The sequence below is a fragment of the Bartonella sp. AA74HLJMH genome (assembly GCF_042197045.1).
Taxonomy (GTDB): Bacteria; Pseudomonadota; Alphaproteobacteria; order Rhizobiales; family Rhizobiaceae; genus Bartonella.
The window spans coordinates 26072-49803 of sequence record NZ_JBHIRJ010000006.1; the positions used below are offsets into that span (position 1 = coordinate 26072).

19 protein-coding genes and 1 tRNA gene are annotated in these 23732 nt (G+C 34.7%); 13 read left to right on the forward strand and 7 right to left on the reverse strand.

Annotation, left to right across the window (positions count from 1 at the left end; genetic code table 11):
* Positions 1-12 precede the first annotated feature (12 nt).
* Positions 13-1230 (reverse strand): mechanosensitive ion channel family protein, encoded by a 1218-nt coding sequence (locus ACFINH_RS05190; RefSeq protein ID WP_375632320.1) that lies wholly within the window; start codon positions 1228-1230, stop codon positions 13-15.
* A gap of 134 nt (positions 1231-1364) precedes the next feature.
* Between ACFINH_RS05190 and dnaG the strand changes: the two genes are divergently transcribed.
* The 3 genes from dnaG (at position 1365) to ACFINH_RS05205 (ending at position 6780) form a co-directional block, all read left to right on the forward strand.
* Positions 1365-3302 (forward strand): DNA primase, encoded by a 1938-nt coding sequence (gene dnaG / locus ACFINH_RS05195; RefSeq protein ID WP_375632321.1) that lies wholly within the window; start codon positions 1365-1367, stop codon positions 3300-3302.
* A 390-nt stretch (positions 3303-3692) separates the two neighbouring features.
* A complete protein-coding gene (gene rpoD / locus ACFINH_RS05200; RefSeq protein ID WP_375613401.1) occupies positions 3693-5708 on the forward strand; it encodes an RNA polymerase sigma factor RpoD in 2016 nt (671 codons plus the stop codon).
* 610 nt (positions 5709-6318) lie between these two features.
* A complete protein-coding gene (locus ACFINH_RS05205) occupies positions 6319-6780 on the forward strand; it encodes a YcgN family cysteine cluster protein (RefSeq protein ID WP_375613350.1) in 462 nt (153 codons plus the stop codon).
* Between the two features lie 29 nt (positions 6781-6809).
* On the opposite strand, the gene ACFINH_RS05210 is transcribed toward ACFINH_RS05205, so the two are convergent.
* The gene (locus ACFINH_RS05210; protein WP_375613351.1) at positions 6810-7553 is read right to left on the reverse strand and encodes an SIMPL domain-containing protein; all 744 of its coding nucleotides are present in this window, start codon (positions 7551-7553) and stop codon (positions 6810-6812) included.
* A gap of 170 nt (positions 7554-7723) precedes the next feature.
* Here ACFINH_RS05210 and ACFINH_RS05215 point away from each other — a divergent pair.
* Together ACFINH_RS05215 and ACFINH_RS05220 are read left to right on the forward strand one after the other, a co-directional pair.
* A tRNA-Ile gene (locus ACFINH_RS05215) sits at positions 7724-7800 on the forward strand.
* A gap of 1696 nt (positions 7801-9496) precedes the next feature.
* Positions 9497-9679, forward strand: a complete 183-nt coding sequence (locus ACFINH_RS05220) for a hypothetical protein (RefSeq protein WP_375611974.1) — start codon at positions 9497-9499, stop codon at positions 9677-9679.
* Here ACFINH_RS05220 and ACFINH_RS05225 read toward each other — a convergent pair.
* A complete protein-coding gene (locus tag ACFINH_RS05225) occupies positions 9603-9917 on the reverse strand; it encodes a helix-turn-helix domain-containing protein (protein ID WP_007347852.1) in 315 nt (104 codons plus the stop codon). The two genes, ACFINH_RS05220 and ACFINH_RS05225, sit on opposite strands and share 77 nt — an antisense overlap.
* 610 nt (positions 9918-10527) lie before the next feature.
* Here ACFINH_RS05225 and ACFINH_RS05230 point away from each other — a divergent pair.
* From ACFINH_RS05230 to ACFINH_RS05245, 4 genes are all read left to right on the forward strand, one after another.
* Positions 10528-10653, forward strand: coding sequence for a hypothetical protein (locus ACFINH_RS05230; protein WP_375611975.1), 126 nt, complete (start codon positions 10528-10530; stop codon positions 10651-10653).
* A gap of 21 nt (positions 10654-10674) precedes the next feature.
* Positions 10675-10923, forward strand: a complete 249-nt coding sequence (locus ACFINH_RS05235; protein ID WP_375632322.1) for a hypothetical protein — start codon at positions 10675-10677, stop codon at positions 10921-10923.
* A gap of 305 nt (positions 10924-11228) precedes the next feature.
* On the forward strand, positions 11229-11540 hold the full coding sequence (locus ACFINH_RS05240) for a hypothetical protein (protein WP_375611977.1): 312 nt from the start codon (positions 11229-11231) through the stop codon (positions 11538-11540).
* 52 nt (positions 11541-11592) lie between these two features.
* Complete coding sequence (locus ACFINH_RS05245; RefSeq protein ID WP_375621377.1) at positions 11593-11763, forward strand: hypothetical protein; 171 nt, start codon at positions 11593-11595, stop codon at positions 11761-11763.
* Positions 11764-12293: 530 nt separating this feature from the next.
* On the opposite strand, the gene ACFINH_RS05250 is transcribed toward ACFINH_RS05245, so the two are convergent.
* Positions 12294-12473: a DUF1508 domain-containing protein gene (locus ACFINH_RS05250; RefSeq protein WP_142416545.1), complete on the reverse strand. Its 180-nt coding sequence runs from the start codon at positions 12471-12473 to the stop codon at positions 12294-12296.
* A 387-nt stretch (positions 12474-12860) separates the two neighbouring features.
* A complete protein-coding gene (locus tag ACFINH_RS05255) occupies positions 12861-13400 on the reverse strand; it encodes a helix-turn-helix domain-containing protein (RefSeq protein ID WP_375632323.1) in 540 nt (179 codons plus the stop codon).
* Between the two features lie 359 nt (positions 13401-13759).
* Between ACFINH_RS05255 and ACFINH_RS05260 the strand changes: the two genes are divergently transcribed.
* On the forward strand, positions 13760-14812 hold the full coding sequence (locus tag ACFINH_RS05260; protein ID WP_375613357.1) for a DUF475 domain-containing protein: 1053 nt from the start codon (positions 13760-13762) through the stop codon (positions 14810-14812).
* 453 nt (positions 14813-15265) lie between these two features.
* On the opposite strand, the gene pncA is transcribed toward ACFINH_RS05260, so the two are convergent.
* Together pncA and ACFINH_RS05270 are read right to left on the reverse strand one after the other, a co-directional pair.
* Entirely contained in the window at positions 15266-15874 is a 609-nt protein-coding gene (gene pncA, locus ACFINH_RS05265; RefSeq protein WP_273790795.1) for a bifunctional nicotinamidase/pyrazinamidase, read from the reverse strand.
* 46 nt (positions 15875-15920) lie between these two features.
* Entirely contained in the window at positions 15921-16457 is a 537-nt protein-coding gene (locus ACFINH_RS05270; protein ID WP_375613358.1) for a hypothetical protein, read from the reverse strand.
* A gap of 160 nt (positions 16458-16617) precedes the next feature.
* On the opposite strand from ACFINH_RS05270, the gene ettA reads away from it, so the two are divergent.
* From ettA to ACFINH_RS05285, 3 genes are all read left to right on the forward strand, one after another.
* Positions 16618-18267 carry an energy-dependent translational throttle protein EttA gene (gene ettA, locus ACFINH_RS05275; protein WP_375613359.1) on the forward strand — a complete coding sequence of 550 codons (1650 nt, stop codon included), beginning with the start codon at positions 16618-16620 and terminating at the stop codon, positions 18265-18267.
* Between the two features lie 640 nt (positions 18268-18907).
* Entirely contained in the window at positions 18908-19846 is a 939-nt protein-coding gene (locus ACFINH_RS05280; RefSeq protein WP_375632324.1) for an ArsR/SmtB family transcription factor, read from the forward strand.
* 2157 nt (positions 19847-22003) lie between these two features.
* Positions 22004-22381 (forward strand): hypothetical protein, encoded by a 378-nt coding sequence (locus ACFINH_RS05285; protein ID WP_375632325.1) that lies wholly within the window; start codon positions 22004-22006, stop codon positions 22379-22381.
* Positions 22382-23732: the final 1351 nt, after the last annotated feature.

A 23732-nucleotide genomic window follows, 5' to 3' on the forward strand; every position in this document is an offset into this window, starting at 1 on the left:
AGTTTATTGTTTTTATTTCACTTTTGCTTTTAATACTTGATTAAAATCATAACCGCTTGGATTTTGAAAAACCTTTAGACCGAAACAGGGCAGAATGGAATAAAGGTGATCAAAGATATCGCCTTGAATTTGTTCATAGTCGATCCAAACGGTGGTGTTCGTAAAGCAATAGATTTCTAAGGGTAAACCATTTTCTGTAGGAGGTAATTGTCGTGCCATATAGGTCATATTAGGGTTGATGTTTAGATGCTGTTGTAGATAAGCAAAAACATAAGCACGAAAAGTTCCAATGTTGGTTAAACGGCGCGTATTGGCTAAGACATCATGATTTTTATCTAATTGAGCATTCCATTGATCAATTTCTGCTACTTTTTGTGTGAAATAATTTTCTAATAAATTAAATCGGGAAAGATATTTTTGTTCTTCTTTTGTGAGAAAATGGATACTTGATTGATCAATAAAAAGAGAGCGTTTGATGCGTCTGCCACCCGATTCTTGCATTCCACGCCAATTTTTAAAAGGGTCGGTCACAAGTTTACGGATAGGAACTGAGGTGATGGTGTTGTCGAAATTTTGAACTTTAACAGTATGCAAGGCAATTTCAATAACATCACCATCGGCACCGAGATTGGGGATTTCAATCCAATCACCAACGCGAACCATATCAGTAGATGAAATTTGAATACCGGCAACGAGAGAAAGAAGCGTATCTTGAAAAATTAACATGAGAACCGCGGCCATTGCACCAAGACCGGAGAAGAGAATAAGAGGGGAACGGTCAATCAATGTAGCGACCATTAAAATTGTTGCAACAGCAAAAAGTGCAATTTTAGCAATTTGAATATAACCTTTTATTGGTTTTAGTCGTGCTGTTGGTCGTTGTTCGTAAAGGATGTTAATGACATTGAGACAGGAAGAAATTGTCAGGACGACAAAGAAGATAATGAAGGCGTTGGCAACATTACTGATGACAGTGCTAAATGCATCGGGCAATGTTGAGATAAAATTAACACCAATTGAAAGAATAAAAGCTGAAATGATATCCGCTATGTATTGAATAGCATTATTAATATCGATCGTTGTATTTTTGGGGAGAAAAGAAGAGAGTTTTTTTGCTCCGTGAATAAGTAATTTTCGTCCTAGAAAGTTCACTAAAAGGGCAGCTATAGTAAGAATAACAAGCCAAGAAATAGCCTCTAACCACGGATATTGAGCAATAAATTCGATCACTTTTTATTCTCCATTTCTAAAAACATATGCAGTTGAGGGTTTAAAATTTTACAACTGCTTAAGAGGAAGTATTGGAATTATGCTCTAAAGTCGTTAAATATGCAAAAAAGAATTTTCAAACTCTGTGAGAGATAATGCGTTTTCCGCCCGATTTCCTTAATGAATTGCGTACGAGACTCCCAATTTCAACAGTGATTGGGCAACGGGTGGATTTTGATCCTCGAAAAAGTAAGCCTTCACGGGGAGACTTTTGGTGTTGTTGTCCATTTCATGGTGAAAAAACGCCAAGTTTTCATTGTGATGATCATAAAGGGCGCTATTATTGTTTTGGTTGTGGTGTAAGTGGAGATATTTTTACCTTTTTGTGTGAGCTTGATGGATTGCACTTTTCAGAAAGTGTAGAGCGTTTGGCTGATTTTGCGGGAATAAAACTCCCTATTTTGGATTCACAAAGTCATAAACGTCAACTGGAAAAAGCTGACCTTTATGATGTGATGAAAATTGCTACAGATTTTTTTCAATATAATTTACGCGATAAAGAAGGTACGCAAGCACGTCGTTATCTGGATGCACGTGGTGTTACACCAGAGCTTGTAGAGCGTTTCCGCATTGGTTTTGCACCGGTAAGGCGTACAGCTTTGAAAGAAGCTTTGAGTGCACGGGGCATTTCAATAAAGCAAATGGAAGAATGTGGGCTTCTCTCAGTGCATGAGGAGAGCGCGGATTCTTATGACCGATTTAGAAATCGCATTATGTTTCCTATAGAAGATTTGCGTGGACGTGTGGTGGCTTTCGGAGGGCGTGCATTAGAGAAAGAGACACGAGCAAAATATCTCAATAGCCCTGAAACAGTGCTGTTTCATAAAGGAAATATACTTTATAACGCGGCAGCAGCTCGCAAAAATAGTCGCTTTGTTGGCGATGAAAAAATTCATTCACTCCTTGTTGTTGAGGGGTATATGGATGTCATTGCATTGACTAAAGCTGGTTTTGAAGGAGTTGTAGCACCCTTAGGGACAGCATTAACGGAAGCGCAAATTGAGCTTTTATGGCAGATGGGGAAGGAACCTATTTTGTGTTTTGATGGTGATGATGCTGGTTTAAAAGCTGCTTTTCGTGTTGCTGATCGTGTGTTGCCTCTTTTAAAGGCTGGGGTTTGTGTACGCTTTGTTTTGTTGCCACAAGGGAAAGATCCTGATGAAATTGTTTGTGCTGGTGGAGCACAGCTTTTTTCTTCTTTTTTGCAAAAAGCTATTCCTTTGAGTGAGCTTTTATGGTGGCGTGCTACCTATGGAAAGCATTTTGAAATTCCAGAGGCACGAGCAGCGCTAGAAAAACAACTAAAACAACAAATTTTTACGATTAAGGATGAAGATGTCCGTCGTTATTATTTGCAAGATGTAAAAAAACGCCTTTTTGATTTTTTTCGTCCCTCTTTTTCGAAAAAAAGGGAGGAAGGGCGATATGGTCAATCTTCACCAAATAGGACCTTTAAAGATCAAACCTTTTCTCTGTTAGCAAATTCTGAAATAGTACGAAATTCTTCGCAATCTATCCCTTTGCGTGAAGCAGTGATTTTACTTACTTTAGCTTACTATCCTGAGTTGTGGTATGAAAATTTTGAAATTCTTTCTGAGTTAGAATTAAAAAATACTCAATTGATAATTTTTCATCAAGCTATGTTGGAAATTCTTGGGGACCAACAGCTTCATGATAAAGAGACGATGGTTGCGTTCTTAGAAAAAAGAGGGCAAAAGGCTCTGTTAGAGCGTATGAAACATCTTGTGCAAAATATTGGTATGCGTATTATTCCTGGTGGAGCCCCTATAGAAGATGCGCGTGCTATATTAAAACAAGCTGTCTACTTGCATCTTCAAGAACACCACCTACATAAGAGGTTACAGGATATTGAAGAGCAACTTGTAGAAAATCCTAAGAGTGAGGTTTTTGATCTGCTTCGTGAGGTAAAAAATGAGCTGGAGCAGATGCAGGCAACAGAAGCGTTAATTGAAGGATTTGGAAGTTGGTTGGATGAAAAAATAGACGGGAATACACAAGATACGATAAAATGATTCGCTTTTTTAATGCGAATCAGTCACTTAAATTTTAGATGAGGAAGTTTATGTGGAGTGACATTTTTATAAAGATGACAATTAAATTTTAGGAAAAGCGGGTAAATTTTAGGAAAAGCGGGAAATTGGTTCTTACGATAGGGTGCAGAGATTATCTCAGAAGGGCTGAGAGGTGTCGGGGAAACTTCTGGAGTTTTCCCGCGTTTTTGTCTGGATGTCAAGTTTGTCTGGATGTCAGGGCGTATACAAAATGTATTCTTTCCAATGGTAATCTCTTAACAGGCAGTATATATGGGTAACTATTGGTAGATTTTAGTGAGAACAAAAAAACTGGTCACATGGAAACTATGGTTACATGGAAACTGTGAAGTGATCGAGTGGAGTTATGGTATGGCAACAAAGGTTAAACAGAAAGATAATGCAGAAGTAACAAACCAAGCGAGTTTGGATAGTCCTCTTCTTGATTTTTCTGATGATGCCATCAAGAAAATGATTAAACTTGCCAAAAAAAATGGTTACGTAACAATGGATGAGCTCAATGCTGTTCTTCCTTCTGACGAGGTTACATCCGAACAAATTGAAGATATCTTGGCGATGTTCTCTGAGATGGGGGTTAATGTTGTGGATGATGAGGATGAAGTTGAGTCTGAAAATTATGAAGAAGAAGTTACGGTAGAGGGGGGTGATTTAGTAGAAGCCTCTAGCCATGCAATTGCAACGACAACGAATAAACGCGAAGTAACAGATCGTACGGATGATCCGGTGCGTATGTATTTGCGTGAGATGGGAGCTGTTGAGCTTCTTTCGCGGGAAGGCGAAATTGCCATTGCTAAGCGTATTGAAGCAGGGCGTGAGACAATGATTGCGGGACTTTGTGAGAGTCCTTTGACTTTTCAGGCTCTTATTATCTGGCGTGACGAGTTAAAAGAGCAGCGTATTCTTCTTCGTGAAATTATTGATCTTGAAACGACTTATGCTGGTCCAGAAGCAAAGCAGGCTCCTGTTATTGAGCGAAGTGAAGTTGATAAGACCGTAGAAGAAAAAATGTCTTCTGGTATACGTAATATGGGGGAGAGCGCAGGAGAGAGAAACATTGAAGACGATGATGAAGAGGACGAGGACGATGTTAACTTATCGCTTGCTGCAATGGAAAATGAACTTTGTCCTCAAGTTATGGAAACATTGGATTTTATTGCTCAAACCTATGTGAAATTACGAAAATTACAAGATCAGCATGTTGAAAGCAGTTTGGCAGAGCGTAAAGAGGGGGCTCTTACATCTTCTCAGAAGAAGAAATATATTCAATTAAAGGGTGAGTTGATTCAAGCAGTAAAATCCCTTTCTTTAAACCAAAATCGTATCGAAGCTTTGGTTGAACAGCTTTATGACATTAATAAGAGATTGATTCATAATGAAGGTAAGCTGAAACGGATTGCCAATAGCTATGGCATTGGCCATGAGGACTTTTTAAAAGAATACCAAGGGCGTGAATTGGACGCGGATTGGATGAATTATATTTCTGCTTTGCCTACACCTGGTTGGAAAGAGTTTTCGGTGCGTGAAGCAAAAGAAATCCAAAAACTGCGAAGTGAAATACAAAATCTTGCGCAAGAAACGGCTATTTCGATTGGTGAATTTCGTCGGATTGTTATGCAGGTGCAGAAAGGTGAACGCGAATCAACAATTGCGAAAAAAGAGATGGTAGAATCTAATTTGCGTCTTGTCATTTCAATTGCAAAAAAATACACCAATCGTGGTTTGCAGTTTCTTGATCTTATTCAAGAGGGCAATATCGGTTTGATGAAGGCTGTGGATAAGTTTGAATATCGGCGCGGCTACAAATTTTCAACTTATGCAACATGGTGGATTCGTCAAGCTATTACACGTTCAATTGCTGATCAGGCACGTACAATTCGTATTCCTGTTCATATGATTGAAACAATTAATAAAATCGTTCGTACATCGCGTCAGATTCTCCATGAAATTGGACGAGAACCAACACCAGAAGAATTATCTAGCAAGCTTTCTATGCCGTTAGAAAAAGTACGAAAAGTTCTTAAAATTGCAAAAGAACCTATTTCTCTCGAAACGCCTGTTGGTGATGAAGATGATTCCCATTTGGGTGATTTTATTGAGGATAGGAATGCGTTATTACCAATTGATGCAGCTATCCAAGCTAATCTGCGAGATACGACAACACGCGTTCTTGCTTCATTAACACCACGAGAAGAACGTGTTTTGCGGATGCGTTTTGGAATAGGGATGAATACCGATCACACATTGGAAGAAGTGGGACAGCAGTTCTCAGTTACAAGAGAGCGTATTCGTCAGATTGAAGCAAAGGCACTTCGTAAATTAAAACATCCTAGCCGTTCACGAAAATTGCGCAGTTTTCTCGATTCTTAAATAAAGGAATTCGTGTGCATTTTAATAACTTCCTCCTTCTTCTTAATGAAGGGGGTGGTGCGTCACGTTGTACTTGGATGCTTTCTTGAGAAAAACATAGGAAGAATTTGAACAATCTAGAAAGTTTTCGATGTTTAATGTTTTTCTTAGCTTTGGGGCTTTATACTTCTCTGTCTCAGAAGAATAGATATAGGGCAAAGGGTGGTTATGGAGTAGAGAGTAGGGGAGCTTTCAAGAAATGAACGATAAAAACATTACCTTGCGTATAGCGCGGCTCGTTTTTAAGAAATGAGATCTGTTAGGAATAAACTTATATTGCAACATACGGACTTTTTGATGAAAAATGTATGTTCTTTGCGGAATTTTTCTATCATTTTAGGTGACGCATTTTATTCTTCGTTAAGTTTACAAAGAGATGTTTCAATAGGTTATGTTCATTTATATGCGCTATTTTTGAATATTCTCTTTTTATTCAGATAGCTTTTAAGAACATGGTTTAAAGTATACATTGAGTTGAATCTTTTTAAGAGACAGAAATAGATAAAATTATAGAAATTAAACGTTTCATTTTTTATAGATCGTCTTAATTAAAAAAGGTGTGTCTGAGTTTATGAGTGGAGAACTTCCCTTTTGGAAAGTAAAAAAATTAGAAGAGATTTCCATTTCTGAGTGGGAGAGCCTTTGTGATGGCTGTGGCCGTTGTTGTCTCCATAAAGTTGAGGACGATGATACGGGTGATCTTTATGCAACCAGTATTGCTTGTCGTCTTTTAGATGGGGAAACCTGCAGGTGTCGAGATTATGCTCATCGTAAATCAATTGTACCAGATTGTATATCGCTAGATATTACGACAGTTAAAACAGCGCGTTGGCTTCCAGAAAGTTGTGCTTATAGATTAATTTATGAGGGAAAAGATCTTCATTGGTGGCATCCATTGGTATCAGGGGATTGTCAGACGGTACATACAGCGCATATTTCTGCACGCGGACAAATAGAGATTTACGAAGACGAATTATTATCTGAGGAAGATTATCTTTATCACATTACTGGTCTTCTACGTGAAGGCCAGTAATATGATTTTTTATACAACTTGTTTGTGACTTAATCGATCGCAAAGACTACAGTGACGCTCACGTTATAATTTAATTCACCACCTGCAAAATTTGTATTTGCGTAGCTTACATCTGCTGCTCTACTCATGAGACGTGGTGTTGGGTGATAGTAATCATCCTTTTCATTGATTTCAATAATTTTTCCTAATTTTAAATCGGCTGCTTGCGCTATCGTTTGCGCTTTTTCAATGGCTTCAGTAATGGCTTTTTTACGTGCTTCTTGATAAAATGGCTTTGTATCTGCGTTGGTAAAAGTAATGCCGTTAACTGAATTAACACCTAGTGTCATCGCTTGATCAAAGATTTTACCAGCATTGGTAAGATCACGAATGCGCACGGTTAAAGAATTTGAAACATGATAGAGTTTTTCATTATTCTTTTTTTCGTGGTGTTTATCAGAGGTTGACTGATAAATGGATAAGCCTGATGTTTGCAAATCATTTGCTTGGATGCCATTGTTTTTAAAAGCGTTTATAATATCATTGATGGATTGATTATTGGAAGCTAATGCCTTTTGGGCAGTTTTGTCATAGGTAACAACGGCTAAATTAATAATGGCCATATCCGGTGCTGCTTGACTTTCTCCGATTGCTGTCACTGTAATCGTTGCATTTTTCATTTTATTTTCTTCAGCATAAGCACGTACAGTCAACGATGTGGCTAAGAGTGTAAATGCTAATATAACTGTTTTAACCAGAGAACTCTTCAGTGGTTGAATTTTCTTTTCTATCATATCTATACCTTTATATTTGTCAGTTAATTATTCTCTCATTTTTAAGAGTTTTTGTAAAGAAATTAGAGCACTGAAAAAAAAACCAATAGAAAAGAGAAAAAGATGGGTTATAATCTTTGTCAGCTCTTGTATCATAGGGCATTTTAGTTTAGAGAGAAGCAACCTATTTAGGGCCTGTAGCTCAATTGGTTAGAGCCAGCGGCTCATAACCGCTTGGTTGGGGGTTCGAGTCCCTCCGGGCCCACCAATAGGGAAATGTACAATAGAAAAATGGATCGCTTATATAAAAGTTTTGAGATTCTACCTTTTTCGTTTTTTATTTATTTTCCTGTTTGTTTTAGAAGCTTTTGGTCGTTGTTTGTTGCAGTTTTTTCTCTCAGTCGCTTTAATATGATGGTATGTTTTCTTAGTCTCATCAAAGAAGTTCTCTCATTTGCAACCTTTTAGCATTTGGATTAACTGATATGGGGCGCTATTTACTTTCTTAATTCATATACTGTTTTGTACTTTTTCTATATGGTGTTCTTCATAAAATAGAAGGCTAAAAGCTTCATTGGATAAGTTTATTTATACTTGTTCTGCAAATAAACAGACCTCAATAAAACCAATTTTAAAGATTGTACCTGTTCAGAACAAATGGCTCAAAAAACATTTAGTGTAAATTTGCTTTTTTCTAAGTGATGTTAATGTCTTTTAGACGTTCGAATAGCATCATTGTGATGAAAGGTTAGTGTATAAGAGAATGTGATCTATGGGCATTCATATGTATCATGGGGCAACGATGATAACATTCGTTGATATTTTCTTTTTCCCAAGAAAGGAATTCTATTTAATATCTTGAGAAATATTGTTCATAGTGACGGTGGCGTGTTTTTTGAAAAGAATTTTATTAATTGTTCTTTGAAAAGTCAATTGAGTGATTGTTTCTATCGCTTTGCATCATCCAGATTCTATTGTAATAAGCATTTTATTATTCTGTAAGAAATGTTTTCTATGATATTGGAAAATTTGTTAAAATGCCATTTTCTGTTTTTGTGTATTTTTTGCTTAATGTTTAAATTATAGAGTTTTCATGTGATCCGAATTATTATTGAAGAGCAGATGTCTTTTTTGATTTTACTCTGATAAGGAATTGGCAATATTGCGGTAACCCTAGCACTTTTTTGTATTGCTAACATTTTTCTCGTATTGATCGTATAGAGAGTTTTATCTTTATTATGAGTTTTTTCTCTTATGAAAAATTATTGGCAGGGAGGGTGTTTTTTGGAAAAGTATACTTCTTCTTCAAAGTCATACTTTTAAAATATAATTCTTCATTTGCATAAGGGAATTTCTCTCTTGTTGTAAATCTATATAAAATTTACGTACAAAGATTGTGCGTGGTGATTCGTTTTATTTTTTTGATAGTATCATTTTTGCTTATGATAGAGACTTATATTAGTATTTACAAGGTGGGTTTAGAGGGGAGGTTACCTGTAAATGTGTTACAGAGTTTTAGGTAGTGTGGCTCTGTTTATAAGAATTTATTCCTATAACATTGTTATATTCTCGCTTTGCAATATTGTTAAAAAAACATAGATGGTGCTATGTAGAATAAATTGTGATGTATTTTTTTCAAAAAAGCTTTTTCGTGTTCTCTTATATAGAGTTCAGGAGTGTCTTCAGGGATATTTTCACATTAGTTTTTATTGGTCCGAATCGCAAGATCTGCGTAACATTATTCGCGTTTTTGATAGATTATACCAATTTTCATAAGAAGGTCTGGATCGTGTGATGCTTTCTGTTTCACTATGGTACATGACTAATAGAACTTCATCTGATTTTGTAAAATAAGTTTGTACACAATTGCTTCCATACTGCCTATTGCAAATATTTTTTTCTAAGGTATGAGATATATTTTGAACGCTTTAGCGTTATATAGTGTGACTACATGGAGTATGACTATGAAGAATGATAAAAAATTTGAAACAACTTTATCTGATATTATTGTGAAATGGGAGTCTTTATCGACGTCTCAAAAGCAAGCGATATTGGATAAAGTAGAAAATGCTACAGATTCTGCTCATTCAACAGAACATTTAAGGCTTCAATCTTCTTTTTATCTCCAGACGAAATCAAAGTTATGAGTTTTAAGTCTTCATCGGAGATGTTGAAACCAGTTATTACATATATGGCACTAGCATTTCCCAGTGTATTCAAAATAGCCATGAGTTTATCTACAGAAGGTCTCTTGCCTCCATTTATCATTTGTTGGACGTAATTTTGTCCACAGCCTGCAGCTCTGCTTATTTCAATCATTGTTCGTCCGTCACTTTTTATCAATTCAACTAAGCGTTGGAACCAATCTTTTTCAGTCTTTGTCATTTTTAGACCTTTACATATTTACGCTATAGCGTTAATATTGCGTTGCGAATCCAGAATATATGATACAAGGAGCGTGAAAATATCCATGTGTAGCTCTTCGCTAAGGAAGCATATAGAGTTGTTTTTAACTAATAACAAAATGTCCCCATACACTTTCAGATTCGAATCAATAAAAATGGTTGCTTAGTTCCACGGTTGTGAAAAAGTAAATGTGTATACCAGAAAGGGCGATACACACTCGTATGTTTATGAGATTTCACTATGATAGTATACGTAGCAGCATTATAAATCAAGATATACCCCAACATCAGAATTTGTAAAAAAAATTCTGATGTTGGGGTAGTGTGTGAATATAACGAAGCTTTAGAGCCTTAAGAGATAGGATAATGGCTGTAGAAAAAATATAAATTGCATAGACAAAGAATACTGATTTCTTCTTTATTGTAATAAATTAGATCACTATCAGATGGTATATCGTATATATGCGTAAAAAAATGGGAAATATCAAAAAAGTGATCTTGGATATTTTATTAAACAGGAAGGTAATCTGATCCACAAAGGTGGTTGTTTGGTAGAATTGTACATTCGATCAATGCCCTTATGGGGATGAATGTGTTTTTATGATGCTGCGGTTTATAATGAAGTCTGTGTTTATAATGATGTTGTTATTGATAACAATGCATTAACATATGGTTGTTTAGTGGTTCGTAAGAGTTCGCATGTTTATGAAAAGTAAGAACTTTATCGTTATTTGAATATGAGTGGAGATGCATATGTTTATGCTAATGCGGTCTTTTTTGATCAAGTTTTGAATGCTCAATGTATTGAATTTTGTGGTGATACTCGTGATTTTAGAAAGGCTCGAGTTTATAATGATGCTTTAGTTTGTGGTGATGTAAAGATTTGTGGGAAGGCAAAATTTTACAGAAATGCTGAGCTTTGTGACACTGAAGATTTTTGTAATAATGAAAAACTTTCATATATAGCCGCATTCCACATGGCGTAAAAAGGAAGATAGGAACGATTTGGGCAAGGCTTGTATGATTGGATTGCGTCGTTAGTTTTATTTGACGTTCCTTATTTTTTGTATTTTGTGTCAATAAATGTGTCGCAAATAATTGGTGTGAGTGTAGATTTAGCCGCTTTCAGAGATTTGTTTGCGTCATTTATCAAAGCTTTAATGGAGAAAATAAGAACGCCGAGAGTGATTGTTCACACTTGGAACATGCGATTTATTGCATTCTTTTTTTGATTGAGGATGAAACAAATTGGTCAAGATGATCACTTGAGCGACAATTAAGGGAGATCCAAATGAGTGTAAACGAAATTTTATTGGGAGCAATGATTGTTGTTTTGTTGTGCAGCGGGGTTATATTTCGATTTTCTTTATATTATCGCAGTCAAGTGAAAATTTTAAAAGAGGAATCTAGAAGAATAAAGCATGAATTTTTAAGAGATACTATGAAGATGACTGAAGAACGAGATAGGGCTATTAGAGAGCAAAGTATGGTGATTAAAAGACGCGACCAAGCAATTGAAAAACTGAAAAAACAAATTAAGCAATATGAAAAAAATGAAAAGAAATATAAAAAAATGCTTAAATCTGAAGATGATAAAGAGTGATTGTATTCATATTTTGCATTAAAGGGTTTGGAAATGTGTTAGGAAGATTGGAATGACGAGAGAGATAAACTTTAATGAAGCCAATTATGGTGCTGATGGAGAGATTGTATTGGAAGAGAATATTCAAGTTTACTCTGATTTTATGACAACATTTAAGTTTATAAGACAGAGCGTCGTTGATCATAAAATAAGAGTTTATGATGATAAACCAGTTTATAGGTAGGCTAGTTATTAAAAAGCGCGTCTATACAATCCAGCAATTTTATATTATTGCTGGAAACAGTTTTGCACGTTCTTTTTAGATGTAAGGTATAAATGCTACGATAGTTTCAGCTAATAGGTATAAAAAATTGCATGATAATAGAAAGAAAGAGATATTTGCTTTTTATGAAGATGAAATGGGTAAGTCAGTTATGATTATCAGATACAGAAGAGGAATATGAACGTAAAAGATATTAATATCTTGTAGAGTAAATATATTTCTCATTGATGATTTATCTTCTCTTCATGTGCGTTTATTTTTTATGAAAAATACAAAACTTAAGAGATTTTCTTTTTGATAAAGGCTATAGAGATTTGAGTATGATTGAAAATAAACATATAATCTGTAAGAATATGAATGTTCTTTGTGAGTGTCAGAAATAATACAAAAACTTCCTCTCATTGAGGGCAAATCAATCACTTTTCATTTGTCACAAAAGTAACTACCATACCATTACACAAAATAAACGCTTGTTTTAATGGTAAAGAATGTTAGGACTGTAGTTCTCTAATAAGAGCTTTATGTGTAATTTCTTTTATTTGCTCAATATTGATTAGGATATCTTGTTTTGTTGGATAACCTTTACTAGAAAAAGCAATTTTTTGTGCATCTCCTGAGATTAAACGCCAGTACCATTGATTGTGAACTCCTTGAAACACCTCAAAATACATGCTTCCCACCTCATAAAATAACTGATAATTTTCAGGATAAATATTTAACTAATCCGCTTGTAAACATTAATGTATGTCTCTCTAGGAAGTCGTCAATATATTCCCCTTAAATTTTCTGACCTTAAAAAATAATTTCTATGAGAGCTATTATTCTTTTAACAAGAAAAAATTTATTGTCAATAAGATATGAATGAGAATTTTATACTATAAAATTATTTTTTTAATTTAAAGACACTATACTTTCATTTACAACGCAAATATTTTTCTGTCGTTACAGAAATAAAGTTTATAAATTATATAAAACTTCACCAGCATGGATAAAGTAAAAAATACTTTTTTCCATACTGGTGTTTAATCATTTCTTGCTTTTTCTTTTGAAATAGACGTTTATTGATTAGCTATAACCTCTTTTTGGGATACGCTTCGAATGAGTAAATCAATGAATAAGCTAAGGGTATAAGAATTGGCCATTTTAGCTTTCATATCGATAAGAGAGGTTGTAGTTTTAGGGTTAAAACCATTTGATAAACCTTGTCTTGACAAATATTGCTGCAATTTTTCATAAGAACTGTCGATTTTTTCTTGATTTAGTTTTTCGTTACGATCACTATCGACAAGTGTTTCTTCCAGTCCCTCGATTTTTTTAATAAAATAATTCCAGTCAAAATCACCTTTTGTATATTCGGTGTCAAACATTTTTCCTTGTCCAGTTAAAAGCCAATTAATATTGACACCATATAACGTGCGGTATGTTTGTAAGACACTAAGATTGGGTTCTCTCTCTCCACGCTCATAAAAAGCAATGGAATTTTTTGTCATGCTAAAACTTTTAGCTAAGGTTTCACGTGATGGATCGCCTAAAGCAAGACGTACATAACGTAAACGTTTTCCAAATATGGTTTTTGATTCAGTTTCAGGACGTGCCACGAATTATCTCCCTCGGTAAATCATCATGGTATAAATCATTAAATAATAAAAGCACACTATGTATTAATATTCTATGATATAATGTCAATATTATAGCTTTAATTCCTTGTTATTTTTTTTATTTGTGTAGATAGAAAGCAATCTTGCACTTATTGTATTGACAATTGATATTCACTTCAAAACAAAATTCCTTGTTGCTACATTTGTCTCTTGCTTTTTTTGAGAGAATTTTCATGTAACTTTACCATATATATTCTATACACCTCTGCATTAATAGATGCAACTTTAAAGAGATGCAAACTTTGGATTGGTACTGGGTGTGCTTAGATGAAGTAGAAAATAAACTTTGAGGAATGATCATGGCCCTATTACGCTATTTTGGGTTTGCTTTTTTTTTCACGATTATTGGTGTCTTTTTAGGAGGGGTTATTGGTTGGTTTGAAACGGAAAGTATTACTGGTTTTCTTAAATATTTTTTTATTTGCTTTGTTTTAGGAATTTTGGAAATTTCTTTATCTTTTGATAATTCTATTATCAATGCGCGTGTTCTTAGTAGAATGAGTCCATTGTGGCGTCGTCGTTTTCTTATATGGGGCATTTTGATAGCTGTATTTGGGATGAGAATTGTTTTTCCATTATTGGTGGTTGTCGTTGCTGTTGGGATTAATCCAATTGCGGCAGTCAAATTAGCGATATGGGAACCACATCGATATGCTGAAGTTTTAACCGATGCGCATATGGGGATTGCTGCTTTTGGAGGAACTTTCCTTATGATGGTTGGCTTAAAATATTTTTTTGATTCTGAAAAAGAAGTACATTGGCTTAATGTTATAGAGAGACCTGCTCAAAAGTTTGGGGCACTTGTTGGAATTGATATTGCAATTGTTTTGATTTTGATCTTATTTGTTTCAGCTCAGATTGATGCAGAAAATAAAATAACTTTTTTATTGGCAGCACTTTATGGACTTTTGACCTTTATCGGTGTTGAAGTTGTCGGTCATCTCTTGGATACTCCTCAAAAGACTTTAACAACAGTAGCTCACGGGGGAGTAGGGGCGTTTCTTTATTTAGAAGTTCTTGATGCTAGTTTTTCTTTCGATGGCGTGGTTGGTGCTTTTGCCTTTTCACACAACCTTTTTATTATTGCGATAGGTCTTGGTATCGGAGCATTTTACGTTCGTTCTATGACAATTATGTTGGTTGAATCAGGAACATTATTGCATTATCGTTATTTAGAGCATGGTGCTTTTTATGCAATTCTAGTTCTTGCAGTGATTATGTATCTGCAAACGATTATATCGGTTCCTGAAGTTTTAACAGGACTTGTGGGAGTCTGTATTATTGGAATGGCATTATATTCTTCGATTCGTTTTAAGCATCGTCAATTAGATAAACATGTTGTATCTAAGTAATGGAGATTTCTTTCTTTTTCACACTTTTGTTTATCGCATATCTTTGAATAGAAAGAGGTCTTTTATGCAAAATAAAATACTATTTTATTGCTTATTTGCGTTTTTTTAAAGTTGAGTTCATTGCATGATACTATCCATGAAGCCAATAATGTACAATCTCTAGGATACTTTTTGACCTAAATATAAGATAGAAAGCTGATGTTATACTTTTTACCAGCTTTCAATACTATGACAAACTTTTGCATTAATGGTTCATAAGAGGCCTTTTTGCATGTTTTTTTGAACGATTTCTATTCATACATTGGATTCTCTTTGTAACGTGTAAGAGAATGGTTTTGAAACAGGTTTGAAATGAGAGAATTTACGATATTCTGGACTCTTACTTAAATATGTGCAAAATGATTTATCCTTTATAAATCAGTTTATTATAATGGTAGATTAGAGAAGGATCTTTTAAGAGACCATTAAAAGTTCTATACCGGCTTCGTTCATTGTTTTAAGCATAGTGTTTAGTGATCCGTTTACATCAATACCAGCACAGGCATTTAATGAAACACTGACTTTAAAACCGCATTGCATAGCGTGAAGAGCAGAAAATCCGACACAAAAATCAGTTGCTAAGCCACACATAATGAGCTTAGTAAAACCATGTTCTTTAAGATAAACTTGTAAACCTGTTGGTGTTTTTTGATCATTTTCAAGAAAAGCAGAATAGCTATCCATTTTTTGATTATAGCCTTTTCTAAGGATAAGTTGTGCCTTTTCTACTCTAAGAGATGGATGGAATTCTGCTCCTTGTGTTCCTCGTATGCAATGATCAGGCCAAAGTATTTGAGGACCATAGTCAAGAATGACTGTATCATAGGGCTTTTTTTCAGGATAGCAGGAAGCAAAGCTGCAATGGTTTTTGGGATGCCAGTCTTGGGTTAAGATAACGTGGTCAAAATGATTTATGAGATTATTGACGGCGGGTAAAATAGCATCACCTTGAGGTACGGCAAGTGCTCCACCTAGTAAGAAGTCATTTTGAACATCAATGACGATTAAGGCTTTTTTTTCCATAAATATATTCCTATACGAGATGAGCTTTTATCGTATTTTTAAAAAGCTATATGTCGTCTTGAAGTTTTGAAATGATGTGCTGGATATTGATATTATTTTTATAATTATCAAGCCAAAAGAGGGGGATGGATAAGTTTTTACAATTGGCTTTATAGTTTTTTACGAATTGTAACCACGTACCAATGGGAAGGGCACTGTATTCATTTGTTGCTACGTGTTGATGCAAAGCTTTCATGATCATTGGGCTTGGGACGTCAGATCCCATAAGGCGGCGGTCGTTTTGTAAACGTAATTTAAGCCATATCAAGGCAAGGGGTGAAGTCCATTGCTTTCCGTAGCAAAAAATCGATGAAAAAAGAGAAGGATTTTTTACTGCGTAATATAAAGCCCATAAAGCGAGAAAAGAAGGCGCATAGAGAATTGCTTTTCTTTGTGGTACCATATTACATTGATAAGTCGGTTTAATACGATAAAAATACAATGTTATATCTGGTATGGAAAAGAGAGGCAATGTTTGATAACAGGTTTCAGGTACAGCTAAAAAGATTTGCTTTTTGCTCTTTAGGGGGATGTTTTTTTGCATTCAGGACCATACTGGGGCTTGTGAGATTAGAAAAAATGTACCAATATAAAGCGAAAGCTTTTGATACGACGTAAGTGCTATTTACTGTACAGTTTCAAAAAGCAAAAGCAGTTTTTTCAAAATCCTAATCTTTAATATCGCATAATATAAAGAGAAATTTATGGCACGTCAATTTATCTATCATATGGCTGGGCTTAACAAGTCTTACGGCAATAAAAAAGTTCTAGAAAATATTCATTTGTCTTTTTATCCAGATGCGAAGATCGGTATTTTAGGGCCGAATGGTGCAGGGAAGTCAACTATTTTACGTATTATGGCTGGGCTAGATAAGGAATATACGGGAGAAGCATGGATTTCTGAAGGAGCACGCTGTGGTTATCTACCACAAGAACCTTTGCTTGATGCGAGCAAAGATGTGCGTGGTAATGTGATGGAAGGTGTTGCAGATAAACAGGAAATTCTTGAGCGTTATAACGAATTGATGATGAATTATAGCGAGGAAACGGCTGATGAAAGCGCACAGCTTCAGGACATTATTGACAGTCAGAATCTTTGGGATTTAGAAAGTCAAGTGGAAATGGCTATGGCTGCTCTTGGCTGTCCGCCAGCCGATGGGGATGTAACAAAACTTTCGGGTGGTGAGAAGCGGCGTGTTGCACTTTGTAAATTGCTTTTGTCAAAACCTGATTTATTACTTTTGGATGAACCGACAAACCATTTAGATGCTGAAACGACGGCTTGGCTTGAGAGGCATCTACGTGAATATCCTGGGGCTGTGCTTTTGATAACCCATGATCGTTATTTTCTCGACAATGTAACGGGTTGGATTTTAGAATTAGATCGCGGTAGAGGTATTCCTTATGAGGGGAACTATTCTGCTTATTTGGGGGCTAAAGCCAAGCGTTTGGCTCAGGAAGGCCGTGAAGAGGCAGCGCGTCAACGTGCTTTATCACGTGAGCAAGAATGGATCGCTTCTAGTCCAAAAGGGCGACAAGCAAAGTCAAAAGCTCGGATTAAGGCTTATGATGAGTTGGTTCAAGCAGCACGTGAGCGCCGTCCTGGAGAGGCGCAAATCATTATTCCTATTGGAGAAAGGTTAGGACAAGTTGTTATTGAGGTTGATAATCTCTCTAAAGCTTATGGTGAACGTGTATTGATTGATTCTCTTTCTTTTAAACTTCCTGCTGGTGGCATTGTCGGCGTTATTGGGGCCAATGGTATGGGAAAGTCGACCTTGTTTAAAATGTTGACGGGACAGGAAAAGCCCGATTCAGGTCAGATACGTATCGGTGAAACAGTTCACATGAGTTATGTGGATCAGAGTCGCGATTCCTTGGTGGGGGATAAAACTGTTTGGGAGGAAATTTCTGGTGGAAATGACATTATTAAATTAGGCAAATATGAGATGAATAGCCGCGCTTATTGCGGGGCTTTTAATTTCAAGGGGGCAGATCAGCAGCAGAAGGTGGCAAATTTATCAGGAGGGCAGCGCAATCGCGTACATTTGGCGAAACTTCTAAAAGAGGGGGGGAATGTGCTTCTTCTTGATGAACCGACAAATGATCTTGATACTGAAACATTGGGTGCATTGGAAGATGCATTGGAAAATTTCGCTGGTTGTGCAGTTATCATATCGCATGATCGTATGTTTCTTGATCGATTGGCAACACATATTTTAGCCTTTGAAGGTGATGGTCATGTAGAATGGTTTGAAGGTAATTTTGCTGAATATGAGGCTGATAAAGTTCGTCGTCTTGGGGCGGAATCTCTTAATCCTAAGCATGCAAATTATAAACCTCTTACACGCTAGAATTTTTTATCTTATCGCAACTTTGTTAGAATAATAGTGTATTTTATTGCGTTTGTTATTTCATAAATAAAGTGTGTGTGTACTCTGTGGGAGTTTTTATTCATTGAAAAGAGTAAGAGACACTTTATGAAATTATGACCTAAATAGGGTTATTTTTTGTAAAACTGCAATGAAAAGGAGGGGATGAAGCGTATAGTATTACTTCTACAAATGCCTTGGTCATTGAGCATTATCATCTTTACTTAATAAAAATGCAAGCTGGCATTATCATGTTATTTTTTCTCAATAGTATGCAGTTCTTGTTTTTAGGTGGGCATAAAAGGTATTTTTATCCATCTGTCCCCTCCGTTTATGAGCTGTAAGAGAATGATTTGGATTGATTTATCATGAATAGATTTGAAATGAGAAAAATCTACGGTATTCCGGTTTTTTATTCAAGTTAAAAATGAATTATTATTATAAATCAATGTATTCTCATTATAACGAGAAGCAGGGAGATAAGATCTGCTTGTTTTTTACATTAGCCTATTTTTTTCATAGTATGATAAAATAGAGAGAACAAAATAGATGAGAATATGCGTTGTATGCTTGACTTTTTTTCCTACAAACAAATGTTTATAGGAATGTTTAGGGGATAATTATGAAAAAAAGTGCAAGTTTAGATGCAATGATTGTGCTGCTGAAAGCGGTCGCAGAAGTAAGCCATTTACGTGTTCTTAGGCTCTTACATCATGAAGATTTAACAATTCCTGATTTTATTTTTATTCTTGATCAGTCGCAAGCGTGTATATCACGATATTTACGTTTATTGTACGAAGCACGATTGATTGAGCGTTATCAGAAGGGGGATAGCCTTTATTTTAAGCTTTGTCATGATTTTTGGGGTAAAGACATTGTGATAGGTATTCTTTCGGCTTTGCCAAAGGATGATGTGTTGTTAGCGCATGATTTAGAACGTTTGAAGGATGTTAAAAAGCAGCGTCAAAAAACGAGGAAGAAGCATTTCTTACAAAATGCGTTGCAACGGGATGTATTACGGTCATCCTATATGGCAGATCATGGTGTAGAAAACTCGTTACTTGAAATCATTGGCGATAAACCATTTCAGACGATGTTGAATATTGGAAGAGGTGGAGACTCTATCTTAAAATTGTTTTCTAATCTTTATACGCATGCGGTTCAAGTTGTGCTTGATAGCAATGTTTTTCACTTGTCTGTTGGAGATACAACTTTTGATTTAGTTATTCTTCATTGGGTTTTACATTTTCTTGAAAATCCTGAAATATTCCTTCATGAGATATCAAGTGTTTTGCGTCCTCATGGCCGTTTATTGATTGTGGATTTTGGTTATCATGAAATTGAGTCTTCATATTCTGATCAAGTGCATATGCGTTTTGGATTTTCGGCTTTACAAATAGAACAATGGCTTAAAAATGCGGGACTTGTTCTAGAACAAACGGTTTGTCTTACTCCTATACAAAATGAAAACAGTGAGGAGGGGATTGCTACGCTTTGGCTTGCTCATGATCCGCGTTTATTGGTTGACGATATCAAAGATAAACAAGTAGATTTTGCATAAATCGCGTTTGTTAACGTGCTTTATACTCTGATTTTTCTCAAGGAATAGCGTAGAGATAAAACTTTATTCAATCATTGATGAGCTATTGTTTTTTACATTTGTATTATGTTTTTATATGGAAGTATTGGTGTTTTATAGCGGCGTGTAGGCTGTATAATGAAGCACCTTCTATAGAGTTAAGCCTACGAGGATCATTATTTAAGGTGTCTTGATATTATATTTTATTAGCCAATATATTGATTTTAAAAGATCATTGATTTTTTTAGACTCAATAAGAGGTTTAAATACAGGAATGTTGTTTCATTTCAAATTTCCTGTTTCAGAATCCGAAAGAGTCTGTTTGTCTGCTACAAAAGAAGGTATTTATCTTAATGATACCGTTTGTAAAAGAAAATACATCTTCTAAATGTGAGAGCGGCTGCAATATGATATAATGCCGCACAATATAATCATAGTGAAGGCTCATACCTTCATAAATGTCAAAGATGGTGGTGCCCAATAGATCTTAAAATATCTCTTTAAAACAGGTTTTTAGATAAGGAGTACGTTGGAACTTTTAGTGAGGGGTGCAAAAAGATGCTCTAAAAAGACGAAAAAGTAAAAGGGTAAGACAATGCATTATATTCATAAAAATAAGATCGGCGATGATCTAGGGATAGTCTGTGGCTGAAAGTAGGAAAGAAAAGTGTGATATTACACTAAAGTTTCGTATCTCTTTATCATGAGAAGTTATAAAGGTTATTAAATAAGTCCATTGTTTTTGCCAAAAGTATTTTCTTTCTTTTTATGTTTGCCGCTCATCTTATGACGCAGTCCGTGGGTATAGCGTAAAATTGATAGGGCATCATCGTCTTTAGTTTAAGTAAAAGTTGTAAGCCGGCATCATCGTTTTATGTTTTTTATCCATATGCTTCTTCTTGTTTGTGATGTGCTATAGTATGGCTATTCATTAATTCAATAGACGAAGATTTAAAATAAGGGAACCTTACGTTCTTGAGATCTCTCATGTAAATTGTAAAATGATGAGTTATGATTGTAAATCAATGAATTGTTTACGTTAGAAGAACAGATTATAAAAATTTTTGAGCATAGAAACTACTGTGTGTATTATTTTACGGGATCATTTAAATGATAGAGATTAAGAGAAAATGTCTGCATTGATTTCGGTTTATTATGTTAAAATGCGTTAGAGACTGTTGGTTATTGTAAAATGGTTTATCGTTATTTGGAATGACGATGGGGCGTGATTCGAAAAAAATACCTTCAGAGTTCTCATTTTCTCATAAGATTAAGCTGTTTAAGTTCCTCATTGATTGTTATATGAGGGATGTAACAATATTTTAATGATCATTTACAGAAATTTTTTATAAAGGTAGATAAGATTTTATTTTCTCTAATTTATTGTTTTAATTTAAATAATTCATAGCTTTCTTGCAAGAAGATATTTTCCATTTTTTACGGTTATTTGTGTAAGATTTTAAAAATCTACGTTTTTCTTTTTGTGGTGATTGCTGTTGGAAAAGTGATTCTACTTTTACGTAGTTTGATTTTTATAGGGTGGATACCTAGAAATTACTGTTTTTTAATATGATCATCAGGGTTATGAAAGAAACTATTTAAAAGTTATAATGATCGTAGATTCTAATTGAAGCTTCTTGAAATAAAATTGCTTCAAATTGGGTCATTTTGAACTTTTTTTGCCTAAATTTAAACATTTTTAAATAATTTATAATTCTTTTATGTTTTTTTGCGTAGAAGATGATAAGAATTTCTTGTTGTTTAAAGAATTTTATTCCATAGCAAGAATATTGCATCGGCTATCTTAGTGGTTGATGTAAGAGGACAATCGGGGAACCTCCTCCCCCCCCCCCCCGCGTGGATCCCCTAGATTGTCTGGCCTGACTGAGGATTTCCTCAGTCAGGCTTTTTGTAATTATTTTAGGAAATGTAAGGTGTTATTAGGGGGGAGTGTAAGATCTGTTATTGTTTCGCCTATAGTACCTAAATACATAGAAGGGCGAGTCTTATTGGGCGGATAGTGTTAGCGTATTCATTTTTAATAATTTGATTTTTCTTTATTGAGGCATTGTTGCATGTTATAAGGAGAATCATAAAAGGAAGCTATGTTTGTATTCTGTGATCTTTAGGTAAGAGATAATGGGATCTTTTTCACATCGTATTATTTTTATTTTATTTGTATTTTTTATTTCTGGCGCTGTCTTTTTTGCTTCTCAAAGTAGTGCTGTTTATCAGTTTTTTTCCGGTCGCTCTTCTTTTTCTTCTCAGCAGCTTGATGTAACAGAGGAGGAGTTATTAGAGAGATTATCCGTATCTTTTCCAGATATTATCAAGCATCTTTCTAAAATGACCCCTCAACAGCAAGAGTTGTTTATTGCGAAGCTGCGTCGTGATGTAATTGCGCTTGCTTCTAAAAGTGGTCAGAGTCGTGAGCAGGCTCAAAAATCTGGTGAAACTGTTGCTATGGCTCTCTCGAAAGCGATTTCTCGTCCTTCCGTTGCTAATGCTTATTTTTAGCTATTTTTTTAATCGCGCTTTTGGGTTTTATTTTAAGGAGAAAGAGCTTTTCGTGAAATTTTGAAAAGTGCGAGGAGATAATCAATTTGTAAGGTATTAACAAAATTTATCTCTCAAAAGGTAAGCAATTGGAGTATAAGGGTAATGTTGCAATCATTACAGGAGTGATAGAAAGTCTATCAAGGGTATTGGTCCAAGTTAATTGCATTATCAATCGCTACAATGACAAAAGCAGTATTGATTATAATAAAACACGTTAACTGCATTTTATATGCCGGTTATTTTTTTATTTGATATGAGAAAATAAAATTTTTTAAAGGATTTAAGCTTTTTTGTTCTACGGATTTTAGGATATTTATCCACTTGTATGATTTCTGAAAATGAGGTGCAAGACTGATAAGATGATAGTCTGTGACAAAGAAAAAATATTTGAATGAAGATGAGAGGTCTATTTTTATTTAAAAAGGCTTTGGGGGTATTGAGTTTTCTAACATTTTTCAAAAAAATAGACACAAGTAATTGTTAAGCTTTGTTGTAGGGATAAAAACGGATATAACTTTTTTAGTATATTGTTTTATAATGATAATTTATCATTTTATATTGAATGAGAATCTTAAGAATTGTAAAATCCTCTCATTTTAAATTTATCCATGGTGAAAAAATTAAAATCAGTTTCTTGTATACCACAAGTAGAGGCTTGTGTGGATAAAAACTCTTTTAAAAAGGAATTAAAAAGCTTCTTTGAGACATCTTGAGAGCTAAAAGTCTGTTGCAATATTTTGAATTGGTAAAGAGTATGATGGTTTTAGTATATTTATGAATTTTTTATGCGCAATGATGGGGGGATTTGTTTTGTGATTTTTTGAGGTTTTATCGGACATAAAGAGTGCAGTGGGTGTTTATTAATCAGAGAGAAGCGTTGATAACGGTTTATATTTTTTGTGAACCTTTTTTGATATCGAGCATCTTCGGTAAAAAGATGCTCTTGTCTCTCTTTCTTTGAGGGATTGATCTCAATAAAAAAATTAATAATCTTATGTAAAAAATATTACATCTAGTTCAGATGCTATTTTTTTAATATAAAAATTGATTGATACAACAGAGATAGCCGCAAGTTATAGATTATATCATTTTATTTGATACGCTATAAGATTAATTATAGTCTTTTTATTTTTTTATTTTATGATATAGAGAAATCTGAGACTTGTGCATAAAGATATATTCTTTTATTTCATAATTTTAGCTTGAAATTGTCTTACTATTTCCTTTTTAAAGACGTTCTTTTGCTTTCTTTTTTGTATAATACATTTGCAAATTACTTGCGGCTAGAATTTGAGAATGTTTGAGTGAA